The following is a 22,973-nucleotide window of genomic DNA, read 5'->3' as shown; positions in this document are numbered from 1 at the left end:
TAGAAATATTTTAAAATAAAGTTTGTTTATTGATAAAATTTTTAAAGATTTGGCACGGAAAGTTTTATATTAGCTTTCAATTTAATAAATCAAGGTAAAAAAATAAGCGACTTTCCCTTAATTAGTAAACAACCTACAAAAAATGGCAGCAAAATTAGAGTACATCTGGCTGGATGGTTACAAACCAACCCAAAGTTTACGTAGCAAAACAAAAATTGAAAAGGATTTTTCTGGTAAATTAGAAGATTGCCCAAACTGGAGCTTCGACGGTTCATCAACCGAGCAGGCACCAGGTGGTTCATCTGATTGTATTTTGAAACCTGTTTTTATTTGTCCTGATCCGCAAAGAAAAGAAGGTTACCTGGTTATGTGCGAAGTTTTAAGTTCAGACGGTAACGCGCATGAATCAAACGGCCGTGCATTAATTGAGGATGACGATAATGATTTTTGGTTTGGCTTTGAGCAAGAGTACTTTTTATGGGATCCACAAACTAATAAACCATTAGGTTTCCCTGCAGGTGGTTATCCTGGTCCGCAAGGCCCTTATTACTGTTCGGTAGGCGCTAATAATGCTTTCGGTCGCGATATTGTTGAGGAGCACTTAGACGTATGTTTAGAGGCTGGTTTGAACGTAGAAGGTATCAACGCTGAAGTTGCTGCAGGTCAATGGGAATTCCAGATTTTCTCTAAAGGTGCAAAAGATGCAGGTGACCAGATTTGGGTAGCCCGCTATTTATTAGAAAGAATTGGCGAGAAATACGGAGTGTCAATCAACTGGCATTGTAAACCATTGGGTACCTTAGATTGGAATGGTTCAGGTATGCATGCCAACTTCTCAAACACTACTTTACGTACCGCCGCTAGCGAAGAAACTTACAAAAAGATTTTGGAAGCTTTCCGTCCGGTTGTTAAAGAACATATTGATGTTTACGGTGCCGATAACGAATTGCGTTTAACCGGTAAACACGAAACTGCATCAATACATGATTACAGCTATGGTGTATCTGACCGTGGCGCTTCTATCCGTATCCCTTTGTATACTGTACAAAAAGGCTGGAGCGGTTACCTGGAAGATCGTCGTCCTAACTCAGCGGCAGATCCTTACAAAGTAGCAGCACGTATCATCAAGACTGTTAAATCAGCAGTATTATAAAAAAAATTGTAAATTGAGCTAAGCCTCCTGACAGCGAGTGTCGGGAGGCTTTTTTGTTTCAGGCAGGCGTTTAAAAACAGGTCATTTCAAACAGCAGGGTAAGACCTCATGCAACTGATTTGCTTATCTGATCATTCCGAAAGGATTTTTCGCATCCGTTCGAAATGACAGTCTTAGCTACGAATATTAAACTAGTATTGTATTACTATTTCCTCATTTGTACAGGCTACGCTATTCACTTCATTTCCATCAAAACCGTGTAATACCACTTGTACCTGTTGGAATTTTGACGTATAACCACCCTCTACTGCTGATAAGGTAATTGTTTTTGCTGCCGGGTCGAAGTTAATAATGCGTTTATGGTGACTACCGTTTTCATAATTATAAGTATCGCCGTCGTCCTCATAATAAACGAAGCTGGTTGGTTTATCTCCCTGGTAAACATGTATTCTTAATATACCATCGCCGGCGTGTTGCGTGCTTTGGATTACACTCTGCATAGGTATAATAGCGCCTGCTTTTACAAACACGGGCAGGTCATTAAGCGGTGAATCTACTACATATTCGCGGCCGCCTTCAAGTTTTTCTTCGGTGCTAAGCCTTATCCAGTTACCCTGCGGGAGGTATACTTTTACCGTTAGTTGTGTGCTTATAACCGGCGCTACCAGGAGGCTATCGCCAAACATAAACTGGTTCTGGTAATCTTCGTAATATATAGCTTGGTCGTGCGTATAATCAATTGCCAGCGTGCGGCAAACCGGTAGGCCGGTTTGCGTAGCAGTGTAAAAAACAGAATATAAGTAGGGTAGTAACTCATAGCGCCTTTCAATAGACTTTTTAATTAAGGCTTCATTTTCAGATCCGTACTGCCAAGGTTCGCGGTAATCGGCCCCCTGTATGGCGTGGTTGCGGTACATAGGCGTATAAGTGCCCAGGCTGTTCCAGCGCACCATCATTTCGGGCGTTGGATTGCCGCTAAAGCCGCCAATATCAACCCCTACATTAGCCATACCGCTTACACCCAGGCTGTTTACCAACCGAACGCCCAACAGAATATGATCGTCGTTAGCCGTGTTGTCACCCGTCCACACGGCAGAATATCGTTGTGTGCCTGCATAGGCTGCACGGGTTAGTACAAAAGGGCGTTTGTTATTCAACAGCTTACGCGTCCCCTCATAAGTGGCACGAGCCATTTGCATGCCATATACGTTACGTACCTCGGGCATAAACTTATCGCCAAATTTTACAATCCAAGGCATATTTTGGTTCCATACGGCAGGCTCGTTCATGTCATTCCAAAAACCGTCAACACCGGGCTTGGTAAGCGCATTGAAAGAGGCCCCCCACCACTCGCGCACGTCTTCCCTGAAAAAGTCGGGAAAATGGCAACGGCCCGGCCATACTTCGCCAACATAGTTTTGGCCATTTGGGTAGGTGGCAAAGTACCCTTTATCAACCCCTTCATCGTATTGTGGGTACCCTTTTTCAACCTTAATACCCGGGTCTACTATCGTAACCAGTTTAAAGTTCATTGCCTTTAACTGTTCCAAAAATTGTTTGGGGTCGGCAAATGTGTCAGGGTTCCAGGTAAAGATTTTGTAGCCGTCCATGTAATCGATATCGCAATACATTACATCGGCAGGAATATTCCGCTCACGGAACTTGGCGGCTATATTCAGCACTTCCTGAGCGCTCATGTAACTCCAGCGGCATTGCTGGTAACCCAGGCTCCAAAGCGGTGGCATTTCCATGCGGCCGGTTAACCAGGTGTAATCTTCAATAATGCCGGCTACGGTTTGCGCCCCAAAAAAATAATAATTCAGGTCGCCGTCATCAGCCCCCAGCCACATAAATTCATTATCGGTAGAAGCGCCAAAATCAAAGTAGCTCTTATGCGTATTGTCCAAAAACAGCCCGTAAGTACGTCCGCTGTGTATGCCTATAAAAAACGGGAAGCTTTCGTAAATAGGATCTGTTTTGGGACCATAATCGGGTGCATCGGTATTCCAGTTAACATACGAACTGGCGCGGCGGTTGAGGTTGCCAACTTTTTCGCCCAAGCCAATAAACTTTTCATCAGGCTGAAGCTCCCGGTAATTTACTACCTGGCTGTTTTGCCATGCAATGCCAAAGCGCTCATCATCGCGACTAAGCAATTGGCCTTCGGGTGTATAAAATGCAAAGCGTAACGAACTCTTATTGATGCGAACGGTTAGCGCCGATGTTTGCAGGGTAATTTCTGCTTCTGTCTCCTGGTATGTTAACGTGTTAGACAAAGGCTGCCGGATAACAGCAAAGGATTCATCTGCATTATCGGGCTGCTGTGTAACCTTCACCCTGATGATAGAAGGGCTATAAATAGTAAGCTGTGCCTCAGCTTCTGCAGTTTTAATGACAAGCTGGTTGTTGTTGGAGTTAATGCTTTGAGCGGGGCCTAGTATCTTAAAGTTCATACGGTATGCGATGATGTGTTGCTATTTGGACATAAATTCAACAGTAATAAAGTTGTGTAGTTTGGCAATAAATTTATTTAAAGCAATCTCTACTAATTGTGGCATTTAAAAGTCATCTTTAGGCATCGTTTAGGTGATAAAAAGAACTTTTAATATTATTGAGATGTAAGTGTTTCAAAGAATAAAGTTCGATCTGTTAATAATTTCACATGTTACCATATTTGTTAGGGATTGATATAGGTACTGGCAGTACTAAAGCCGTTGCCCTTAGTTTTGATGGTGCAGTACTGGCTTCTGCGCAGCATCATTATGATATAAGCAGCCCACAGCAGGGCTATAGTGAGCAGGATCCTGAAATGATATGGCAGGCTTTTGTTAGCTGCGTTAACGATGTGGTAAAGCAGCTCAACTATCAGCCGGAAGGTATGGGCTTTAGCAGTGCCATGCACAGCCTTATAGCTGTTGATAAAGGAGGCAAAGCCTTACACCCTATGATTACCTGGGCCGATACCCGGAGCGAGGCGATAGCTAAAAACATCAGGGAGTCTGCCCAGGCAGAAGAATTATACCGGCAAACCGGTACACCTATTCATCCCATGTCGCCGTTGTGTAAGCTGATATGGCTGCGGGAAAACGATAATGAATTGGTTAAAAAAACGGCTAAGTTCATTTCCATTAAAGAATATATATGGTATAAACTATTTAACCACTTTGAGGTAGATTACTCTATTGCCTCTGCCACCGGTTTATTTGATATTAAAAGTCTTACCTGGAGTACAGAAGCCTGCAACTTGGCAGGTGTAACCCCGGCACAATTATCTGAGCCGGTTAATACAAACTACACCCGCAGAGATATAGATGAGCAAACTGCAGCGCTTTTAAGCATAGCTGCATCAACCCCTGTCGTAATAGGCGCAAGCGATGGTTGTTGTGCTAATTTGGGTAGCCAAATAAACGATACTATAACTGCAGCCTTAACTATTGGCACCAGTGGTGCGGTACGTATTACCAGCAAAACACCCATCTATAATTTTAAGGCCATGACGTTTAACTACCTGCTTAACGAGAATACTTATGTATGTGGCGGAGCGGTAAATAATGGGGGTATAGCTGTTGACTGGCTGATTCGTAATTTTTTGAACCTGAAAGACATTAAAGAAGATAGTTATCATTTACTTTTTGCAGCTATAGATGAGGTACCTGCCGGCAGCGATGGATTACTGTTTTTGCCTTACCTGTATGGCGACCGTGCACCCATTTGGGATTCGCAGAGCAGCGGGGCATTCCTAAATGTGAAGCCTCAGCATACGCAAAACCACTTCTTAAGGGCGGCTCTGGAAGGTATTTGTTATGCGCTTAACGATGTTATTGTGACGTTAGAAAGCACGGCAAATATTACTATTGAACGCTTAAACATTAGCGGTGGCTTTGTAAATTCAAAGACCTGGGTGCAAACCCTTGCCGATATTACCGGTAAAAAGTTAAGCGTAATACAACAGGAGGATGCCTCTACCATTGGTGCCATACTGCTTACGCTGGACGCACTGTTTCCGGGCAAAACCATTCCAACTACTGATGAAACCATTATCACCGACTGCATTCCGCAAAACCACGACGTCTATTTACGGGCGTTCTCCAAGTTCCGCAAGGTTTACCAGGATTTGAAGGAGTCGATGCATGGCTTTGAATAAGTTGATTGTTTAGAAAACTCTAACAACGGCAACCAACCGCGATTTAAAATAGCTATAACTCAGCATTGATGTAGTTACGCCATTAGCCTGGCCGGATGAAGCATGCACAAACTGTATATCTTTCCCCTTAGTGGTTATGATACCCATGTGGCCCGGTAATCTGCTGCTGGCATCGGCACCGGTAAACAGTAAAATATCGCCCGGGCGGGCTTCAGTGATAGATACCTTCTTTTCTGCATTTTTAAAATCGAATGTACGCCGGGGTACCTGTATATTGAAGTGATTAAATACATGGGTAATAAAGCCCGAGCAATCCAACCCGTAAGCCGGATCGGTGGAGCCATATACATAGGGCGTGCCTTTTAGCGTTAAGGCATAGGCTACAAAATCTTTAGGTGTTAAGGTCGATGTATTAAAATGGTATACCGTATGTGTATTGGTAATCAGCGTGTCGGTTGTAATCATATTATTAACTAGTGGCGCAGGTGTATCCCTAATGGCGGTGTTATCCGGCTCTGATGGACCATTCTCTCCTCCGGTACTGGTAGTGGGCGATTTGGTTTCTGGCTGTTTCTTGCCTTTCAGAGCATCATCCACTGCTTTGTCTAATACTCTTTCGCCTATTTGTTTGGCTTTCTGAGTTAGTTTTCCGAATAAGCCTTGTGCGCTGCCCTGAGTGTCAGATAACGTGATGAGTAACAACAGCGCAATAACGCACTTAAAGTTTAAGGTCATGGTCTGAAAAATTGTGTAAGGCACCAAAGGAGAAGGTTGAGTTTCCTTTGGTTAATTAATCAGACGTTAACAGGTCCAGAATGTTACACCCCGCCTGGGTTAAACAAAAAAGTCCTGCGCAAATGGCAGGACTTTTTTGTTTAATATCAAAAAGGTAATTACGACCAAAGTTGCTCCGGGTAAGTACCGTTTTTAACCAGTTCAGAAATGCTTTCCTGTACAATTGGCTTGTCTTCTTTATAAGTAACGCCAAACCATTTGTTACCGGTAGGGATAACTTTAAACTGTGCAGTACCCGACTTAATCAATTCATCAGCCACCAGCGGGATGAAAAATTCGGCTTTAGGGTTGTTTTCATTAGCGTCAACAAAGCGCTTAAACATTTCTTCGCTTTGTTTAAATACAGCCGGCGTAAAGCCCCAAAAGTTCATCGATACGCGGGTATCATTAGGTAGCGGATGCTCGCCCGTTGCATCTTTGTAAAATACGTCACCGTCTTTAAAGTAAACTTCGGTACGTTCGTTAATTTCAACCATGTAACCGTCTTCCACTTTACAAACACCGCGAGATACTGAACCATAGTCAGACAAAGTTCTGTCAATCTGGTAACCCATCAGCGAGTAATTGTCATCGGCAACTTCAGTGGTTAAAAACTGGGCCATTTTTTCAAAAGCCTCGTAGCCATAAAAATCATCGGCGTTAATAACACAAAAAGGTTCGTGTACCTGGTTGCGTGCAGCCAATACAGCATGGGCAGTACCCCATGGTTTGGCGCGCTCAATGGTTTTATCGATGCCAAACTGGGTTAAATCATAACTCTGAAACACATAATCAGTCTCGATACGGCCAGCAAGCTTTGGCTCAAATATGGCTTTGAATGAATCTAAAAACTCCTCACGGATGATAAAGCTCACCTTACCAAAGCCAGCTTTAATAGCGTCATAAATGGAGTAATCAATAATGGTTTCGCCATTAGGGCCAAATCCATCAACCTGTTTCATGCTGCCATAACGGCTGGCCATACCTGCGGCCAATATTAATAACGTTGGTTTCATAGTGTTTGTAAAATATAAATATAAGCTTTACAGGCTTACTTAAGTGAATTAAAGTTTATAGTTAGAACAAGGATAACAATTATTTAATATATCTGAAATCTTGTCCGGCTTCAATATTTAATAAAGTTTCATAAATGAGGCGTATTACGTTGTCTACGTCTTCTTTATGTATCATTTCGACTGTTGTATGCATGTAACGCAAAGGCAACGAAATAAGCGCTGAAGGCACACCATCATTTGAGTATGCAAAAGCATCCGTATCTGTACCGGTTGAACGTGATGACGCCTGGCGCTGAAACGGGATGTCTGCTTTTTGAGCCGACTCGATTAATAGCTTGTTCAGGTTGTTTTGCACAGCCGGTGCATAAGAAATAACCGGGCCACGGCCACAAGCCAGATCGCCCTGCGTGATCTTGTTAATCATTGGCGTTTGTGTATCGTGGGTAACATCGGTTACAATGGCTACGTGCGGTTTAATTTTGTGAGCAATCATTTCGGCGCCACGTAAGCCTATTTCTTCCTGCACGGCATTTACAATATACAGACCAAAGGGTAGCGTCTTGTTATTTTCTTTCAACAGGCGGGCTACCTCAGCTATCATAAAGCCGCCAGCGCGGTTATCCAGCGCACGCCCCATGTAGTAGCGGTTGTTTAATACCGAGAACTCATCCTCATAAGTTATAACACAACCTACATGTATACCCATAGCTTCAACCTCTTCCATAGAAGTGCAGCCGCAATCCAGGAATATGTTTTTCAACGTGGGCGCTTCTTCTTTGTCGCCGCCCTGGCGGGTGTGTATAGCAGGCCAACCAAAAACAGCTTTTACAACGCCTTTGTCAGTATGTATGTTAACCCGTTTCGATGGCGCTATCTGGTGGTCGGAGCCGCCGTTGCGTATAACGTAAATCAAGCCATCGCTGGTAATGTAATTCACAAACCATGATATTTCATCGGCATGTGCTTCAATTACCACTTTGTATTCAGCTTCGGGGTTAATGATACCTACAGCAGTGCCGTAGTTGTCTACATAGTAAGTATCTATGTACGGTTTCAGGTATTCGAGCCAAAGTACCTGGCCTTTCCACTCAAAGCCGGTAGGCGAGGGGTTGTTTATATATTTCTCAAAAAATGAAAGGGAAGTATCGTTTACGACAGCTACATGCTGAGGCTTATTATCGTTTTCTTGTTCAGACATAATGTGTATTTACTTGTTTATCAGGTAGCAAATATAATAAAGCTGCTGATATTGAGTTTGCCGGACTTGTAGTACCACGAAAGCTCAAATTTGTTTGTAGTTTAATATAAACTTAATAGGTAACCTGTTGTTTTGTGATGAGTAAAATTTCAGGAGTTAATAGTTTTCTGGAACCGGTTTGTGGAGACAAACCGGTTCTTTTTATATAAGCGGTTTTTCCATTACCACATATTCGATGCCGTTCTTATTAAAAGGATAGCCTGTTTGAACAAAGCCCGCTCTGGAATAAAAGCCTGTAGCCGATAGACGGGCATTGCACCAAATGCGTTCACCACCCTGGGCCAATGCAAAATGGCTGATGTATTGTAGCAGCTGCAAACCAATGCCCTGATTCTGTAGTTGTGGGTCTACCGCAAACTTGCGGAACTGGAAATCGGTGCCATCTTGAAAAAGCGATACCACACCAACCAGCTTATCCGGGTAAAAAGCGCCAAAGTGCAAGCCGTAATTATCTTCGTCCATCTCCATGGTATGCAGGGGCGCTTCAGGATATAAAGCACCACGACGCAGCCTCCAGGTTAATTCTGGTCTTATTTGTTCTATAAGTAAATTATCCAATTTTAATTTGGTTAAACAATTGTTACGGTTTTGTAATTATAGGGAAATCGCGATATTTTTATGACAAAAAAGAGCTATAATTGCAGTTGATGAAAATCAGGACTAACAAAGTTTTTGTTTGCTTGCTATTTATGACCATCTTTATTACAAAGTTGATCATATCTATAGCTCCTGCGTTTTTATCGCTTAATAACAAAACTGTTAGTGCTGTAATTATGCAGCTTGAACAGGAAAGTAAAAACGAAAAAGACGATCCTGATAAGGAAGGCAGCAAAGAAAAAAAGTTTTTTGATGAAGACTGCATGTACGCCTTTCAAATAGTGCATGAGCCATTAATTATTAACACGTTAACAACGCTCAACCCCGAGCTCTGCCTTTATCAGCAAATTTACCACTCTTCGGTACCCACACCGCCTCCCGACTGCAAATTAGCGTAAGCCCTACAGGCTTAGTTTACTTTGTAATAGTACTTTATTTAATAAGGCTTTTCAACAATTGTCATGGCGCAACAAGGGTCGGCTGCAGATGGCTTGCATCTGCAAAAATATTTCTTGTCTAAAAATTTAAAGAAGGATATTCCGGCAAGTATTGTCGTTTTCCTGGTGGCTTTACCGCTATGTTTGGGTATTGCCCTGGCATCGGGTGCACCGCTTTTTGCCGGTTTGTTAACCGGTATTATTGGCGGCATAGTAGTTGGCACGGTCAGCGGTTCACAACTGAGCGTGGCAGGCCCGGCTGCAGGGTTAACGGTTATTGTGTTAACGGCAATTGGCAAACTGGGTTCTTACGAGGCCTTTTTGCTAAGTGTAATGATAGCTGGTGTATTCCAAATACTGCTGGGCGTAATTAAAGCCGGCACAATAGGTAATTACTTTCCCTCTGCAGTAATTGAAGGTATGCTGGCAGCTATCGGTTTAATACTGATACTGAAACAGTTTCCGCACGCAGTAGGTTACGATGCAGATTTTGAAGGTGATGAAGGTTTTATGCAGGTTGATAAGGACAATACCTTTTCGGGTATATTGAGTGCCGTGTCTAAAATTAATTATGGAGCTGTGATCATTAGCCTGGTATCGCTGGCGTTGATGATTTACTGGCCAAAAATTAAGAAGGTAGCCCTTGTACCTGCGCCACTGCTGGTGGTACTGGCCGGTGTATTACTAAGCACTTTGTTTGCCGGCACCAGCTTTGCGTTGCGCGATAAACAGTTTGTACAAATACCCGTTGTGGACGGTGTTGGATCTGTCCTCTCCTTGTTCAAGTCGCCTAATTTTTCGGAGATAACCAATAAGCAAGTTTGGATTACTGCCTTTACCATTGCTGTAATAGCCAGTTTGGAAACACTGCTCAGTTTAGAAGCTGTGGATAAGATCGACCCTATCAAGCGTATATCTCCCACTAACCGCGAGTTGATAGCACAGGGTGCGGGCAACATTGTGAGTGGCCTTTTAGGCGGTTTGCCCATGACTGCCGTTATCGTGCGTTCATCAGCTAACGTAAATGCCGGTGCACGTACCAAAACCAGCGCTGTTTTACACGGCTTTTGGTTGCTGTTGTCATTCCTGTTTATACCTACGCTTATTAATTTGATACCACTATCGTGTTTAGCGGCTATACTGCTGGTAACAGGTTACAAGTTGGCTCGTATAGCTTTATTTAAGCATATGTGGCACAAAGGATGGAGCCAGTTCATCCCCTTTGTGGTTACCATTGTGGCCGTACTGCTAACCGATTTGCTGATTGGTGTAGGCATAGGCATGCTGGTAGGTATATTCTATATACTGCGTACCAATTTGCGTAACCCTTACTTTTACCAAATTGATTGCAAGGAAGACAAAGAGGTAATTCGTATCAAACTGGCCGAAGAAGTGTCCTTTTTAAATAAGGCCGCTATACAAGTAACGCTAACCAGCCTGCCGGCCGAGTCGCATGTGGTTATTGATGGTTCCAACTCACGTTATATTGATGTTGACGTGTTGGAGATCATTCATAATTATAAGCACAACGCCTTTACCAAAGGTATCATAGTAGAACTTTATGAGATAAAAGACAGGTATGATGTACCTGCATTTAAGGAATTAAAGTACAAACAACCAGTATAATCACTGTAACTCTTTGGTAAGTCAGCTCTCTTTTCATCTACCTGGAAAAGCAAGCACAGAAACTAATATATTGAATGACAAAGCATAAACTATTGCTTATATCCAAATAATAAAATAATAAGTACATCCGGATACACGGCTCTACCAACATGCAACGGTGTTAGTTGAAGCTCATTTAGTAGTTGTAACATTTACCATTTGCCGTTAACGTCGTTACAGCGCTTTGTTCCCAAACAGCACGGTTGGTTAAGTGGGTAAAGCCAAACTTAAAGAATCAAAAAACCGGATTACTGTTCTCCAATTTTTAATAATGAAGAAACATCATCACAAGGAAATACTTACACCGTGGCAAAGGCTTGTGCGTATTTTGCACTACGAGCGTTCAACCATTAACTACATATTTATTTACGCAATGCTTATAGGCCTCATAGGCCTTACATTGCCTTTAGGTACTACTGCCGTATTCAATTTGTTATCAAACGGCGCATTATACAGTTCTACTTACCTCCTCATAGCCGTCATCCTGGTGGGCATAATTATTGGCGGGTTGCTCCTCATCGGCCAGTTATCACTGGTTGAAGTAATTGAGCAAAAGATATTTGCCAAAACTGCACTTGAGTTTGCCTATAGGCTGCCACGCATTAAAAAACAAGCATTGGCTGATGAGAATCCGTCCGAATTGGTAAACCGATTTTTTGATATACTTACCATTCAAAAGGGGTTAACCAAGTTGCTGGTTGAAATTGTTGCAGCTGCAGTTCAGATCTTTTTTAGTGCTATACTACTGTCTTTTTATCACCCGTTTTTTATCGCATTTGGTATCGTTGTTATACTGTTTGTGATCTTAATACTATGGTTGTATTTCAAGTCGGGTGTTGAAACCAGTATGGAAGAATCTGAATATAAATATGAGGTTGTTGCTTATCTTGAAGAAGTAGCTGCCGATTTAGACCCTTACCGCCATAGCGCTGAGAAGCGGCGGGAAGTTGTTGAAACGACTGACGAAATTACCGCCAACTACCTGCAAGCCCGTAACGATCACTTTGCTATCTTGAAACGCTTTTTTGTAAGTGCGGTTGCCATACGCACTATCCTCATGGGTGGACTGCTATTACTGGGGTCTTACTTTGTGGTAACGCGCGAAATGTCATTTGGCCAGTTCGTGGCAGCAGAAGTTATTGTTGTTCAGATTAGCTATGCGATAGAAAAGCTTATGACCAATATGAACACTGTATTTGACATGGTTACCGGTAGCGAAAAGCTGGCTATAGTAACTGATTTAGAGTTACAGGAAGGAGACTTGAGCCATGAGTAAAAAACAGAATATTACTGAGGTAATGGAAAACTGGGAGCAGCTATCCGAAAAATCGGTTCAAAAGTTAATGCCGGCCAAAGGCGCGCGTTTGCTGGGCCGCATACTTATTGCCGTACTAATCCTCTTTATCATTATTTTAATGTTGCCCTGGCGGCAAACCATACCCGGCAGGGGTACTGTAACAGCCTTGCGGCCGCAAGACCGGCCGCAGACGGTGCAAAACCAAATTGGGGGCCGTATTGAGCGCTGGGCGGTTAGCGAAGGACAGGAAGTAAAGAAAGGTGACACTATACTTGTGTTATCAGAAACCAGTCAGTCGTATTTTGATCCGGAATTGCCCGAAAGGTTAAATGAGCAGCTAACTGCTAAACGTGGAAGCGAAGTAGCCGCAGTTCAGAAAATAGAGGCAGGCAATGCGCAGATTGCGGCCCTTACCAACGGCTTACGCTTTCAGTTAAGTGCGGCCGAAAATAAAGTAAGGCAGGCTAAAAACTATGTTGACATTGACAGCGCTGATTTAGTGGCTGTTCAAAATTTTTACGACATCAGCCAGGTACGGCTTAAGCGTTATGAAGCGGGTTACAAAACCGGTTTGTTTTCGCTTACTGATATTGAGTCGAGAAGGCTCAAACTTCAGGAAGATAAAGCTAAAGTGATCAGTCAGCAAAATAAGCTCAATAATTCCAAGCAAAATTTAATCAACGCACGTATTGATCTGGATAATATCCGCGCCAAATATCAGGAAACGCTGGCTAAAGCCCAGTCTGACCTGGGTTCGGCCATATCTGGCCGTGCCAGTGTGCAGGGTGAGATTGCCAAACTGCGTAATGATATTGCCAACATATCTATCAGGCGTAACTTGTACGTGGTACGGGCGCCGCAAAGCGGGTTTGTGGTAAAAACTTTAAAAGCAGGTTTAGGCGAAAATATTAAGGAAGGCGAATCTATAGCCACCCTGCAGCCTAAATCACCACAAGTGGCTGCCGAAATTTATGTAAGCGCAATGGATGTTCCGCTTATACTGGATACCAGCGATGTAAGGCTTCAGTTTGAGGGCTGGCCATCAATCCAGTTTTCGGGCTGGCCATCGGTTGCGGTAGGGACGTTTGCCGGCAAGGTCTTTTCTATTGATAAGGTAAGCAGCTCGGGTGGTAAGTATCGCTTATTAATAAAGCAAGCTAACCCGGTTCCAACCAAAGATGAGCCCTGGCCGCCGCAATTGCGTCAGGGATCGGGCGTGTACGGCCGTGTAATATTACGTTCGGTACCGGTATGGTATGAAATATGGCGGCAGCTTAACGGTTTCCCGCCCAGCCTGGAAAAGGAACCTGATACCGGTAGCAAGGATAAAGAAAAAGAAAAGAAAAGTTAGTAGCATCTGACAGAAGAGAATATGAAGATACTGAAAGTAAGAACTCATATGATTGCTCTGTTACTGCCGCTGCTGTTATTGCTACATTCAATGGCAGTTAGTGCCCAAAACAGGCAAACTATTGATACCAATAAAATATTTGCGCTTGATGATTTGCAAATGATGGCGTTTAGGTACCATCCCATCATAAAACAGGCTGCGCTTTTGACAGATGCCGCAAGGGCAAACGTGTTACAATCTTTGGGATATTTTGATCCTAACATAAAGGCTACTTTTGGCCGTAAGCTTTTTGGCGGTACCGATTATTATAACCACTGGAACAGCGAGCTTAAAGTGCCGCTTTGGCTGGCCGGTGCCGACCTGAAAGTAGGGTATGACCGTAACGTAGGTTATTATACCAACCCCGAAACCCGTACCAGCCTGTCGGGCTTAACAGGTGTTGGCTTGTCAATTCCGCTCGGCCAGGGTCTCCTGATCGATGCCAGGCGCAGTACCTTAAGGCAGGCAAAAATAATGGTACAGTACGCGGAAGCCGAAAGGGTGAAGCAGATAAACAGTACGTGGTATGCCATAGCTAAAGATTATTGGAGCTGGTACTATGCATACCGGCAATTAATGCTGACCCAAGAAGGGGTTGAACTAGCGCAACGACGGTTTAAAGCGGTAAGCGCTCAAACCCAAATTGGCGATAAGGCTCCCATTGATTCGGTAGAGGCTTATGTTACGGTACAAGAGCGGCTCATTCAGTTTGAAAAGAATAAGATTGAATTGGCCAACGCCCGTTTGATACTTTCTAACCATTTGTGGAATGAGCAAGGTAATCCGCTGGAACTGCCCCAAGATGCCGTACCGCAGGTGTTAGATGGGAACGTACAGCATGTAAATAAAGTTGTTTTGGATACACTGGTGGCCCAGGCCGCCGTACAACACCCTGAGCTGGTCAAGCTCCGTTCAAAACGAGGCCAGCTGGCCATTGAACAGGCGTACCGGCAGGAGTTGCTTAAACCAAAGATTAATGTTAGCGGAACCCTGATATCCAGCCGCAGATCGCTGAATAGTTATGTACCCGATTATTATGATTTTAATTGGAATAACCATAAAATAGGTCTTGATTTTTCTTTTCCGTTATTTTTGCGGGCCGAAAGGGGTAAGCTCCGGGAGGTGAAAATTAAGCAACAGGAATTAGATTTCGACCTGCAGCAATCCGGGCGCGAGATCAACAATAATATCCGCACAGCGTATAACGATTTGCAGGCCTATGAATCACAATTAGCGGTACAATTGCAGAGCGTTAAAAACCAGAGTTTACTGTTGCAGGGTGAAAACCAAAAGTTTGAACTTGGCGAGAGCACGCTTTTTTTAATTAACAGCCGTGAAACTAAATTAATTGATATGCGGATCAAACTGGAAAGTATGATCTCGGGTTATCAGAAAACCTTGGCCGAGCTTTACTATAAGGCAGGAACGCGCCAGATGCTTTAGTTGTTAATGTGGCTGGAAATATTGCTGTGCCTGTAAAATGTATTTTGCTTAATAACATATTAATAACAAACTAAATTGAATTTATATCATGGACAATCAACCAATTCATTTAAGTATTCATGACACCAGTCACATCACTTACGAAAGTTTGCTGGAAGGTAACCAGAAGTTTGTAGAAGAGGCGTTACAGGAAGACCCGCAGTTTTTCCAAAAGTTGGCAAACGGGCAAAAGCCACCGGTACTATGGATTGGCTGTGCCGATAGCAGGGTGCCTGCCGACCGTATTACCCGCACTAATCCGGGTGAAATTTTCGTGCATCGTAACATTGCCAACGTAGTAGTGCATACCGATTTAAACTTATTATCGGTGCTTGATTATGCCGTAAATGTGTTGAAAGTTAAGCATGTTATTGTAGTTGGTCATTACGGTTGTGGAGGCGTGCAGGCTGCAATGGGTAACCAGCAGTTTGGCCTGATTGATAACTGGTTGCGCGTAATTAAAGACGTTTATAACAAGTATTCGACTGATTTGAGCCAGATTACTGATCCGAAAGAGAAGTTCGATAAAATGGTTGAATACAACGTGATTGAAGGAGTAAATAACCTTTGTAAAACTACTATAGTACAGGGCGCTTGGGCAAAAGGCCAGGAACTGCATGTTCACGGCTGGGTTTATGCCTTGGATACAGGTTTGATAAAAGACTTGAAAGTGGGCGCGAGCGACAGCAGTGCAATGGGTGACGTTTACAAATTTGTTTAAAAACTGTCAGTAACTATCATGAAGAGCGGGCCTTATTGGCCTGCTTTTTTTATTGGCGTATTTATCGTATCTTTGTGTTATCAGTCCACTATAATTAATCCCGGATTGCTAAAACTCATCATGATACTGTACTATCTGTACAGCTTTACATACGTTATTCATTTTACATGTTATTTCAAGATTTAAATTTAATAGAGCCTATTCTGAAAGCGCTTAAAACCGAAGGATATACTCAACCCACCCCCATACAGGAACAAGCCATACCTATTATATTACAGCGAAAGGATTTGCTGGGCTGTGCACAAACCGGTACCGGTAAAACAGCGGCTTTCTCCATCCCTTTGCTGCAAATACTGCACGAGGAACGTACGCAGCATAAGGAACAAAAAACTATAAAAGCCTTAATATTAACGCCAACCCGCGAGCTTGCTATTCAGATTGATGAAAGCCTGGCAGCGTATGGCCGCCATACCGGCTTAAAACACATGGTTATTTTTGGCGGCGTGTCACAAAACCCGCAAACAGATGCTTTAAGGCGTGGTATTGACATATTGGTGGCTACGCCCGGCCGTTTACTGGACTTAATGAACCAGCGCTTTGTGCATCTTGATCATATCAAGTTTTTGATATTGGACGAAGCCGACCGTATGCTGGATATGGGCTTTGTACACGATGTTAAAAAAATCATTGCCAAGGTGCCTGCCAAGCGTCAAACGCTTTTCTTTTCGGCTACCATGCCTAAAGAGATACAGCAACTGGCCGACACGATTTTAAATAAGCCCGAAAAAGTTGAGGTTACCCCGGTATCTTCTACTGCAGATACCATACAGCAGGAGGTATTCTTTGTAGAAAAAGGAGATAAAAAAGCCCTGCTTAATCACATTCTGCAAGATAAAAGCATACAAAGCGTACTGGTATTTACCCGTACCAAACACGGTGCCGATAAAGTTGTAAAAGATCTGAGCCGTGTAGGTATCACAGCCGAGGCTATACATGGTAATAAATCGCAAAATGCGCGGCAGCGTGCGTTGAGTAACTTTAAAGCCCGTACTACAAGGGTATTAGTAGCTACCGATATTGCAGCACGTGGTATTGACGTGGAGGAATTAACGCACGTGATTAATTTTGAACTGCCCAACGTGCCCGAAACCTACGTACACCGCATTGGCCGTACTGGTAGGGCAGGTGCCAGTGGTATTGCATTTTCTTTTTGCGATCACGAGGAAAAAGATTTTCTGAAAGACATTCACAAGCTGATTGCCAAAACCATCCCTGTGAATGATGCGCACCCTTATCCTATGAAGCAGATGAACACGGTAGATCGTATTCGCGAGCAGATGAGCAATGAAAAGCCTGGACAAGGCGGCCGTTCATCCAACAATCACCGTAATGGCAAGCGCCGTTTTGGTAACAGCAACGGTAACAGCCGTAGCGGCGGAAGCAGGGCTAATGCGTCATCAAAAAATTAACAGTCAGATAGTTGTAGGGTTCAATTTTTCGATTTACATTTATAATGAATTTGAAATCACCTTTTGATATGAAACGGGCAATTGATTTGTTTAAGAACAAGTTTTTCCTGGTAACTGTAGTATTTGTGGTATGGATGCTGTTTTTTGATAAGAACGATCTGTACAGCCAGTATGAGCAACGGCAACAGTTGAGCAAGCTGGAACAGGAACGCGACTTTTACACTAAGGAGACCGCCCAGGTATCCAAGGAGCTCGATGAATTAAGCTCTAACCCGCAAAAGCTTGAGAAATTTGCCCGTGAAAAGTATTTGATGAAACGCGCTAATGAAGACGTTTTTGTGATTGTAAAAGAGAAGAAGAAAGAAGACTGATATTTTCACTTTATACAAAATCAAAAAAGGCACAGTGATGTGCCTTTTTTGATTTAATACATTTTGGGGCAGGCTAACTGAACAGACAACTTGCATTACCGCAGTATAGGTATGGATTTGTTTTGCGTAGTAGCTTACCGTTAAGGAGCAAGACTATATTTGGTTTATTGTTCGATATCTCAGCTTTAATTAGTTCGCGGGCGTAGTTATTATAATAAGCGTTGAGCCCTGTAAAGTAATAGTATAAATTGCTTCATTAGAATGATGTGGGATAAAACTTAGTCCCTAAAAGAGAATGCTGTTTTAACTAATCATACCCCACTTATATTATACCATATAAGCTGCCGCCCTTTTGAGCCATCTTATCTACTAACTTTTCTACAGCCGGGTCCTTTTCTAACACGGGTGCGTGGTGAGGCTTAATGCGGGCGTTAATGACAAGCGGGCCGTTGCAGCCCCAGTGCTTATGCTCGGTAAAACTGCGAATACCATAAATATCGTGTGAGGGGTTACTGCGGGTAAAGGTTACCCACACCAGGTTATTGATGTTTTGTGCGGTAAAGCCAGCGTTATCGCATAGCACTATTAATGGCAGGCCTGTAAGGTTTTCATCTTTCAAATAATCATCTAAAATGCTTAAAGCATTTGTTACATCATCTTCGTGCAAGTGCTTGTCAATTTCAATAGCCAATACGCCAGGCATAGCCATTTTAAATACATTAAATGGTCGTGGCAAGCTAAAGCCGGCAGGCAGCTCGCTCCACAATTCGCGCTTCTTTTCGCCGGCTACGGCTATGGCTACCTTGCTGCCGCTGTTGAGGCCGCTGCCGCTGTAGTCAAGCGTATCAATGGTGGTCCGGGTGTAAAAGTGAAGGTCGCGGGTTAAATCAACACGCTCAAGCACATGTTTCAAAAAGCCGGTAATGTCATTAATGTTCAAATCCGGGTTGTCTTCCTTGGCTGCAATAAACAAGTACTTAGCCAGGCTCAGCTGGTTCTTACCCAAAATGTGATTGGCAATGGTAAGTATCTCCTGCGGGCGGCGCTCTTTCAGGTAAGGCGTGTAACGCTCACTGCCAATAGCAAACAATAAGGGGTGCACACCGGCGGCATCTACAGCATTTACGGCATGTAGTCCGGGTATTTCTGATGGCAGGGCTGAGCCGGTTATTTCATGTATTAGCGCACCAAAGCTGGTATCTTCCTGCGGTGGGCGGCCTACCACTGTAAAAGACCATACAGCATCCTTACGATGGTACACATTATGCACCCTCATTAACGGGAAAGGATGAGTTAAGCTATAGTAACCCAAATGATCGCCAAAGGGGCCCTCGGCCTTATTTTCATGCGGCATCACCGTACCTGTAATTACAAAGTCAGCATCGGCCGATATACAAAAGCCTTCAGCATCATAAAAGTACCTGAACCTGCGGTTTCCCAATGCACCTGCAAATGTCATTTCTGATAGCCCCTCGGGTAAGGGCATAACGGCCGCTACCGGATGCGATGGCGGGCCACCTACAAATATGCTGACCTTAAGCGGCTGCCCTTTAGCGTTGGCCTTAGTTTGATGCACTCCAATGCCTCTATGCAATTGGTAATGCAGGCCTATCTCTTTATCAGTTATGTAATCATTGCCGCCCAACTGTATGCGGTACATGCCTAAATTGGCATTCATGATGCCTGGTTTGTCGGCATCCTCTGTATATACCTGTGGCATGGTTACAAAGGGACCACCATCCATGGGCCAATTTACCACCTGAGGCAAGGCGCTTATTAGTGTGCGACCAAAACTGATAGGAGCGCTTTTGCCAGTTTTCATAGGTAGGGCCGATAGTGCAGTGAGTGCCACATTGGCATAGCTGAAAGGCCTTTTAATTGCTTTTATCGGGTCGGTCTTTAAATCAACCAGCGTTTTAATTTTATCCAGCGTATCCCTAAAGATGAAGCGTGAGCGATCAAGTGTTCCAAACAGGTTAGATACTGCTGGGAACTTACTACCCTTTACATTTTCGAATAAAATGGCTGGTCCCTGGTGTTCAAACACCCGCAGGTGAATAGCGGCCATTTGCAAATAAGGATCTACCTCTTCTTTAATGCGTATTAAATGGCCGTTTTTTTCCAGGTCGGTTATGCAGGCTTGTAAGCTTGGGTATCCCATGTTGCAGATGAAGTTTAAACGTTCAAAACTACTTAAAATATCAGCTCAATAAGTTTATAGAGCCACAGGGTTTACCTTTTTATGAAACTATTTGAATGTTAAAACGTGGTTAAAGAAAAAATATTAACCTTATGGAAACTACGGCATTGAGATTAAGCGCAGAAATGGATTTCAAAGTTCCTGTGCAAGTGTTATATAAAGCTTGGGTAACTCCCGAAGACTTGAAACAGTGGTGGCATCCATCAGAAAATCATTTACAAAATGTGGAGCTCGATATTCAGGAAGGTGGGCAGTTTAAGTACGAGTTTGTGGGAAAAGATGAACAACCTTCGCTTACCATAACCGGTGATTATAAAGAAGTAAAAGAAAATGAAAAGCTAGTATACAGCTGGAACTGGACTGTGCCAACAGCCGAATTAAAACCGAGCGAGCATTTGCTCTCCATTATGTTCGTATCGGAAGGTGAAGGCAGCCGGATTAAAGTGGTGCAGGAAAACTTTCAGAGTGAAGAATCAATTAACCCACACCAGGAAGGGTGGGAAAAGGCCTTGAATGATTTACAGGCCTATTTAAATCAGTAAGCTTAAATTAAATTTGATAAATTGGGCAGTGCATTTATTCGTGCACTGTTTTTTTATGTCTATCAAAAAATTATCGGCCGTTTTCAGTGTGCTGGCTTTAGGCACTTCATTAGTTGCCGTTGCGCAAAGTAATAGCGGCAACAAGCTTTTCAGTGCTGCTACTTACACCAAATATGTAAAAGAGCTGTCGGCGGATGATTTGCAGGGCCGCATGCCTTTCAGTGCCGGCGAAACCAAGACTATAGCTTACCTGGAGCAGCAGTTTAAGGCATTGGGTCTTCAGCCGGGTAACAAAGGTAGCTATGTGCAGGAAGTACCCATGGTCGCTATCAGCTGCAATCCTAACCCCTCAATGACCCTTGGGCAGCAGGATAGAGTGCCGAATGCTGACTATCAATTGCAAGGCCTGAGGGATTACGTATTGTGGACGCGCCGGACAGAAAGTAACATTGACGTTAAAGGGGAATTGATTTTTGCCGGCTTCGGCATAACAGCTCCCGAGTTTAACCATGATGATTATGCCGGACTTGACGTAAAAGACAAAATTGTGGTAGTGCTTGTAAATGACCCTGGTTACTATGATGCCAAACAGTTTAAAGGCAAAACCATGACTTACTACGGCCGTTGGACCTACAAGTACGACGAGGCTGCACGGCACGGCGCCAAAGGCTGCTTAATTATACATGATACTGGCCCAGCTGCTTATGGCTTTGGCGTGGTGCAAAACAGCTGGAAGGCTACCAAATTATATCTGGATAACAGGGGCCATGAAACATATAAGTGTGCTATTGAGGGCTGGCTCTCGATGGATGCTGCCAAGTTAGTATTTGGAGGAGAAAGGGGTTACAAAGCAATGCTCGAAAATGCACTGCAACCAGGTTTTAAGGCTAAGCCGCTTTCGCTCACCTTGAATACATCATTAGCCGTAACAGCTACCTACAAAAAATCGCACAATGTAATAGCCACTATACCGGGCAGTAAAAAGCCGGATGAGTGCATTATTTACTCGGCCCACTGGGATCACCTGGGCATAGGTAAGCCCAACGCAAAAGGAGATACCATTTACAACGGTGCCGTTGATAATGCCAGCGGCACGGCTGCCTTGCTCGAACTGGCTCGCGTATTTAAAAGGAGCAAGATTAAGCCCGCCCGTAGTATCGTGTTTCTGTCGGTAACGGCTGAGGAGCAGGGGTTGTGGGGATCTGCCTGGTATGCCGAGAACCCGGTTTTCGCCAAAGAGAAAACTGTGGCCGATATTAATATGGATATGTTTTACCCGTATGGCAAAACTAAAGATATTGGATTGGTAGGCTTTGGCCAATCAGAACTGGAAGATTACTTGAAGGAAGCTGCCAAGGGGCAGGGCCGTTACATCGCACCCGAATCTGACCCGTCTAAAGGCATGTACTTTAGGTCTGACCATTTTAACTTTGCCAAGATTGGCATACCTGCCCTGTACACCGAAAGCGGTATAGATCTAGTGGGTAAAGGCAAAGCAGCCGGCACTCAGCTGCATGATGATTTTACTGCCAAAACCTACCACAAACCATCAGACGAATACAATGCCACCACCTGGGATGTAAGCGGAACCATACAGGATTTGCAATTGCTTTATGCCGTGGGTTACAAGCTCGCTTACTCCACCACGCTATGGCCTAAATGGAAAGCAGGTTCGGAGTTTAAAGCTATACGTGATAAATACAGGAAGTAAAAGTTTTGTAAGGCCGGGAAACATTACCGGCCTTTGTTTTTTTCTGGTCTGAACAGGATTTAACGTAAAAGAATATGCCTACCCAAACCAAGCCTTTTAGCAGGAAGAACATAAAACCGGCAAAGCCTATACGTTTAAGCCATTTTATCATTGAGTTGATATATCAATACAAATTAATAATTTATTCTATCATCAACCAAGTGCGCTACAGTTTGTTGTCGCTAAAAAGATTTTATGGCCGACAATAATTCAAACCTGATAACCGAGTTGCATAAACTGATGGATGGAGGTACAGCCCATGCCGGTTTAGATGACGCACTGAAAGATTTGCCAGCGAGCCAGCGCGGCGAGAGGCCTTATGGGTTGCCGTATAGCATATGGCAACTGGTAGAACACATACGCATTGCGCAATGGGATATGCTGGAATTTTGTAAAGACGGCAACCATCAATCACCTAAATGGCCAGACGAATACTGGCCTAAAGAAGCCGTTCCGGCCAGCGAAGATGATTGGGACCGCTCAGTAACGCAAATTAAAACAGATTTGCACGAATTGATGGAGCTTGTTGGAACGGAAGATCTGTACAAGCCTATTCCGCATGGTAGCGGGCAAACTTTGTTGCGTGAGGCATTACAAGCTGCCGATCATACTGCTTACCATACCGCCGAAATTATTGTATTGAGGCGCTTGCTGGGCAGCTGGAAATCTTAATCCAGGCCGGTTAATACCCGCAAAACATAGCATTA

The 22,973-nt window shown here is 43.7% G+C and carries 19 protein-coding genes; 13 read left to right on the top strand and 6 right to left on the bottom strand.

Translation table 11 applies throughout. From position 1 onward, the window contains the following. Positions 1-142: 142 nt before the first annotated feature. Positions 143-1,153, top strand: coding sequence for a glutamine synthetase beta-grasp domain-containing protein (locus ABDD94_RS17535; RefSeq protein ID WP_345953339.1), 1,011 nt, complete (start codon positions 143-145; stop codon positions 1,151-1,153). 191 nt (positions 1,154-1,344) lie between these two features. Here the strand turns inward: ABDD94_RS17535 and ABDD94_RS17530 are convergent, their stop codons facing one another. After that, the gene (locus tag ABDD94_RS17530; RefSeq protein WP_345953338.1) at positions 1,345-3,606 is read right to left on the bottom strand and encodes a glycoside hydrolase family 31 protein; all 2,262 of its coding nucleotides are present in this window, start codon (positions 3,604-3,606) and stop codon (positions 1,345-1,347) included. A gap of 209 nt (positions 3,607-3,815) precedes the next feature. Here ABDD94_RS17530 and ABDD94_RS17525 point away from each other — a divergent pair, with 209 nt between their 5' ends. Further along, a complete protein-coding gene (locus ABDD94_RS17525) occupies positions 3,816-5,297 on the top strand; it encodes a gluconokinase (RefSeq protein WP_345953337.1) in 1,482 nt (493 codons plus the stop codon). A 9-nt stretch (positions 5,298-5,306) separates the two neighbouring features. On the opposite strand, the gene ABDD94_RS17520 is transcribed toward ABDD94_RS17525, so the two are convergent. From ABDD94_RS17520 to ABDD94_RS17505, 4 genes are all read right to left on the bottom strand, one after another. Then, entirely contained in the window at positions 5,307-6,032 is a 726-nt protein-coding gene (locus ABDD94_RS17520; protein WP_345953336.1) for a C40 family peptidase, read from the bottom strand. A gap of 158 nt (positions 6,033-6,190) precedes the next feature. Next, a complete protein-coding gene (locus ABDD94_RS17515) occupies positions 6,191-7,087 on the bottom strand; it encodes a sugar phosphate nucleotidyltransferase (RefSeq protein WP_345953335.1) in 897 nt (298 codons plus the stop codon). 79 nt (positions 7,088-7,166) lie between these two features. Next, positions 7,167-8,285: a M42 family metallopeptidase gene (locus ABDD94_RS17510; RefSeq protein WP_345953334.1), complete on the bottom strand. Its 1,119-nt coding sequence runs from the start codon at positions 8,283-8,285 to the stop codon at positions 7,167-7,169. A 201-nt stretch (positions 8,286-8,486) separates the two neighbouring features. Beyond that, entirely contained in the window at positions 8,487-8,903 is a 417-nt protein-coding gene (locus ABDD94_RS17505) for a GNAT family N-acetyltransferase (protein WP_345953333.1), read from the bottom strand. Positions 8,904-9,034: 131 nt separating this feature from the next. On the opposite strand from ABDD94_RS17505, the gene ABDD94_RS17500 reads away from it, so the two are divergent. The 8 genes from ABDD94_RS17500 to ABDD94_RS17465 all read left to right on the top strand — a co-directional run bounded on the left by ABDD94_RS17500 (position 9,035) and on the right by ABDD94_RS17465 (position 17,774). Beyond that, entirely contained in the window at positions 9,035-9,340 is a 306-nt protein-coding gene (locus ABDD94_RS17500) for a hypothetical protein (RefSeq protein WP_345953331.1), read from the top strand. A 63-nt stretch (positions 9,341-9,403) separates the two neighbouring features. After that, positions 9,404-11,005, top strand: a complete 1,602-nt coding sequence (locus ABDD94_RS17495; RefSeq protein ID WP_345953330.1) for a SulP family inorganic anion transporter — start codon at positions 9,404-9,406, stop codon at positions 11,003-11,005. A 310-nt stretch (positions 11,006-11,315) separates the two neighbouring features. Next, complete coding sequence (locus ABDD94_RS17490) at positions 11,316-12,320, top strand: ABC transporter ATP-binding protein (protein WP_345953329.1); 1,005 nt, start codon at positions 11,316-11,318, stop codon at positions 12,318-12,320. Beyond that, a complete protein-coding gene (locus ABDD94_RS17485; protein ID WP_345953328.1) occupies positions 12,313-13,692 on the top strand; it encodes a biotin/lipoyl-binding protein in 1,380 nt (459 codons plus the stop codon). The genes ABDD94_RS17490 and ABDD94_RS17485 overlap by 8 nt, the downstream gene beginning before the upstream one ends. Positions 13,693-13,713: 21 nt before the next feature. Then, entirely contained in the window at positions 13,714-15,174 is a 1,461-nt protein-coding gene (locus tag ABDD94_RS17480; RefSeq protein ID WP_345950808.1) for a TolC family protein, read from the top strand. 88 nt (positions 15,175-15,262) lie between these two features. Next, the gene (gene can, locus ABDD94_RS17475; protein ID WP_345953327.1) at positions 15,263-15,934 is read left to right on the top strand and encodes a carbonate dehydratase; all 672 of its coding nucleotides are present in this window, start codon (positions 15,263-15,265) and stop codon (positions 15,932-15,934) included. 167 nt (positions 15,935-16,101) lie between these two features. Then, the gene (locus ABDD94_RS17470; protein ID WP_345953326.1) at positions 16,102-17,403 is read left to right on the top strand and encodes a DEAD/DEAH box helicase; all 1,302 of its coding nucleotides are present in this window, start codon (positions 16,102-16,104) and stop codon (positions 17,401-17,403) included. A 44-nt stretch (positions 17,404-17,447) separates the two neighbouring features. Further along, on the top strand, positions 17,448-17,774 hold the full coding sequence (locus ABDD94_RS17465) for a septum formation initiator family protein (protein WP_345953325.1): 327 nt from the start codon (positions 17,448-17,450) through the stop codon (positions 17,772-17,774). A 322-nt stretch (positions 17,775-18,096) separates the two neighbouring features. On the opposite strand, the gene ABDD94_RS17460 is transcribed toward ABDD94_RS17465, so the two are convergent. Beyond that, positions 18,097-19,935, bottom strand: a complete 1,839-nt coding sequence (locus ABDD94_RS17460) for a UbiD family decarboxylase (protein ID WP_345953324.1) — start codon at positions 19,933-19,935, stop codon at positions 18,097-18,099. A 131-nt stretch (positions 19,936-20,066) separates the two neighbouring features. On the opposite strand from ABDD94_RS17460, the gene ABDD94_RS17455 reads away from it, so the two are divergent. The 3 genes from ABDD94_RS17455 (at position 20,067) to ABDD94_RS17445 (ending at position 22,938) form a co-directional block, all read left to right on the top strand. Beyond that, entirely contained in the window at positions 20,067-20,516 is a 450-nt protein-coding gene (locus ABDD94_RS17455) for an SRPBCC domain-containing protein (protein ID WP_345953323.1), read from the top strand. 55 nt (positions 20,517-20,571) lie between these two features. Beyond that, positions 20,572-22,227, top strand: a complete 1,656-nt coding sequence (locus ABDD94_RS17450) for a M28 family metallopeptidase (RefSeq protein ID WP_345953322.1) — start codon at positions 20,572-20,574, stop codon at positions 22,225-22,227. Between the two features lie 234 nt (positions 22,228-22,461). Further along, entirely contained in the window at positions 22,462-22,938 is a 477-nt protein-coding gene (locus tag ABDD94_RS17445) for a DinB family protein (protein WP_345953321.1), read from the top strand. Positions 22,939-22,973 lie beyond the last annotated feature (35 nt).

It is taken from the genome of Mucilaginibacter sp. PAMB04168, from assembly GCF_039634365.2.
Classification (GTDB): domain Bacteria; phylum Bacteroidota; class Bacteroidia; order Sphingobacteriales; family Sphingobacteriaceae; genus Mucilaginibacter.
The sequence above is the reverse complement of the archived record's forward strand: the minus strand, read 5'-3'. Positions and strand labels throughout refer to the sequence as shown.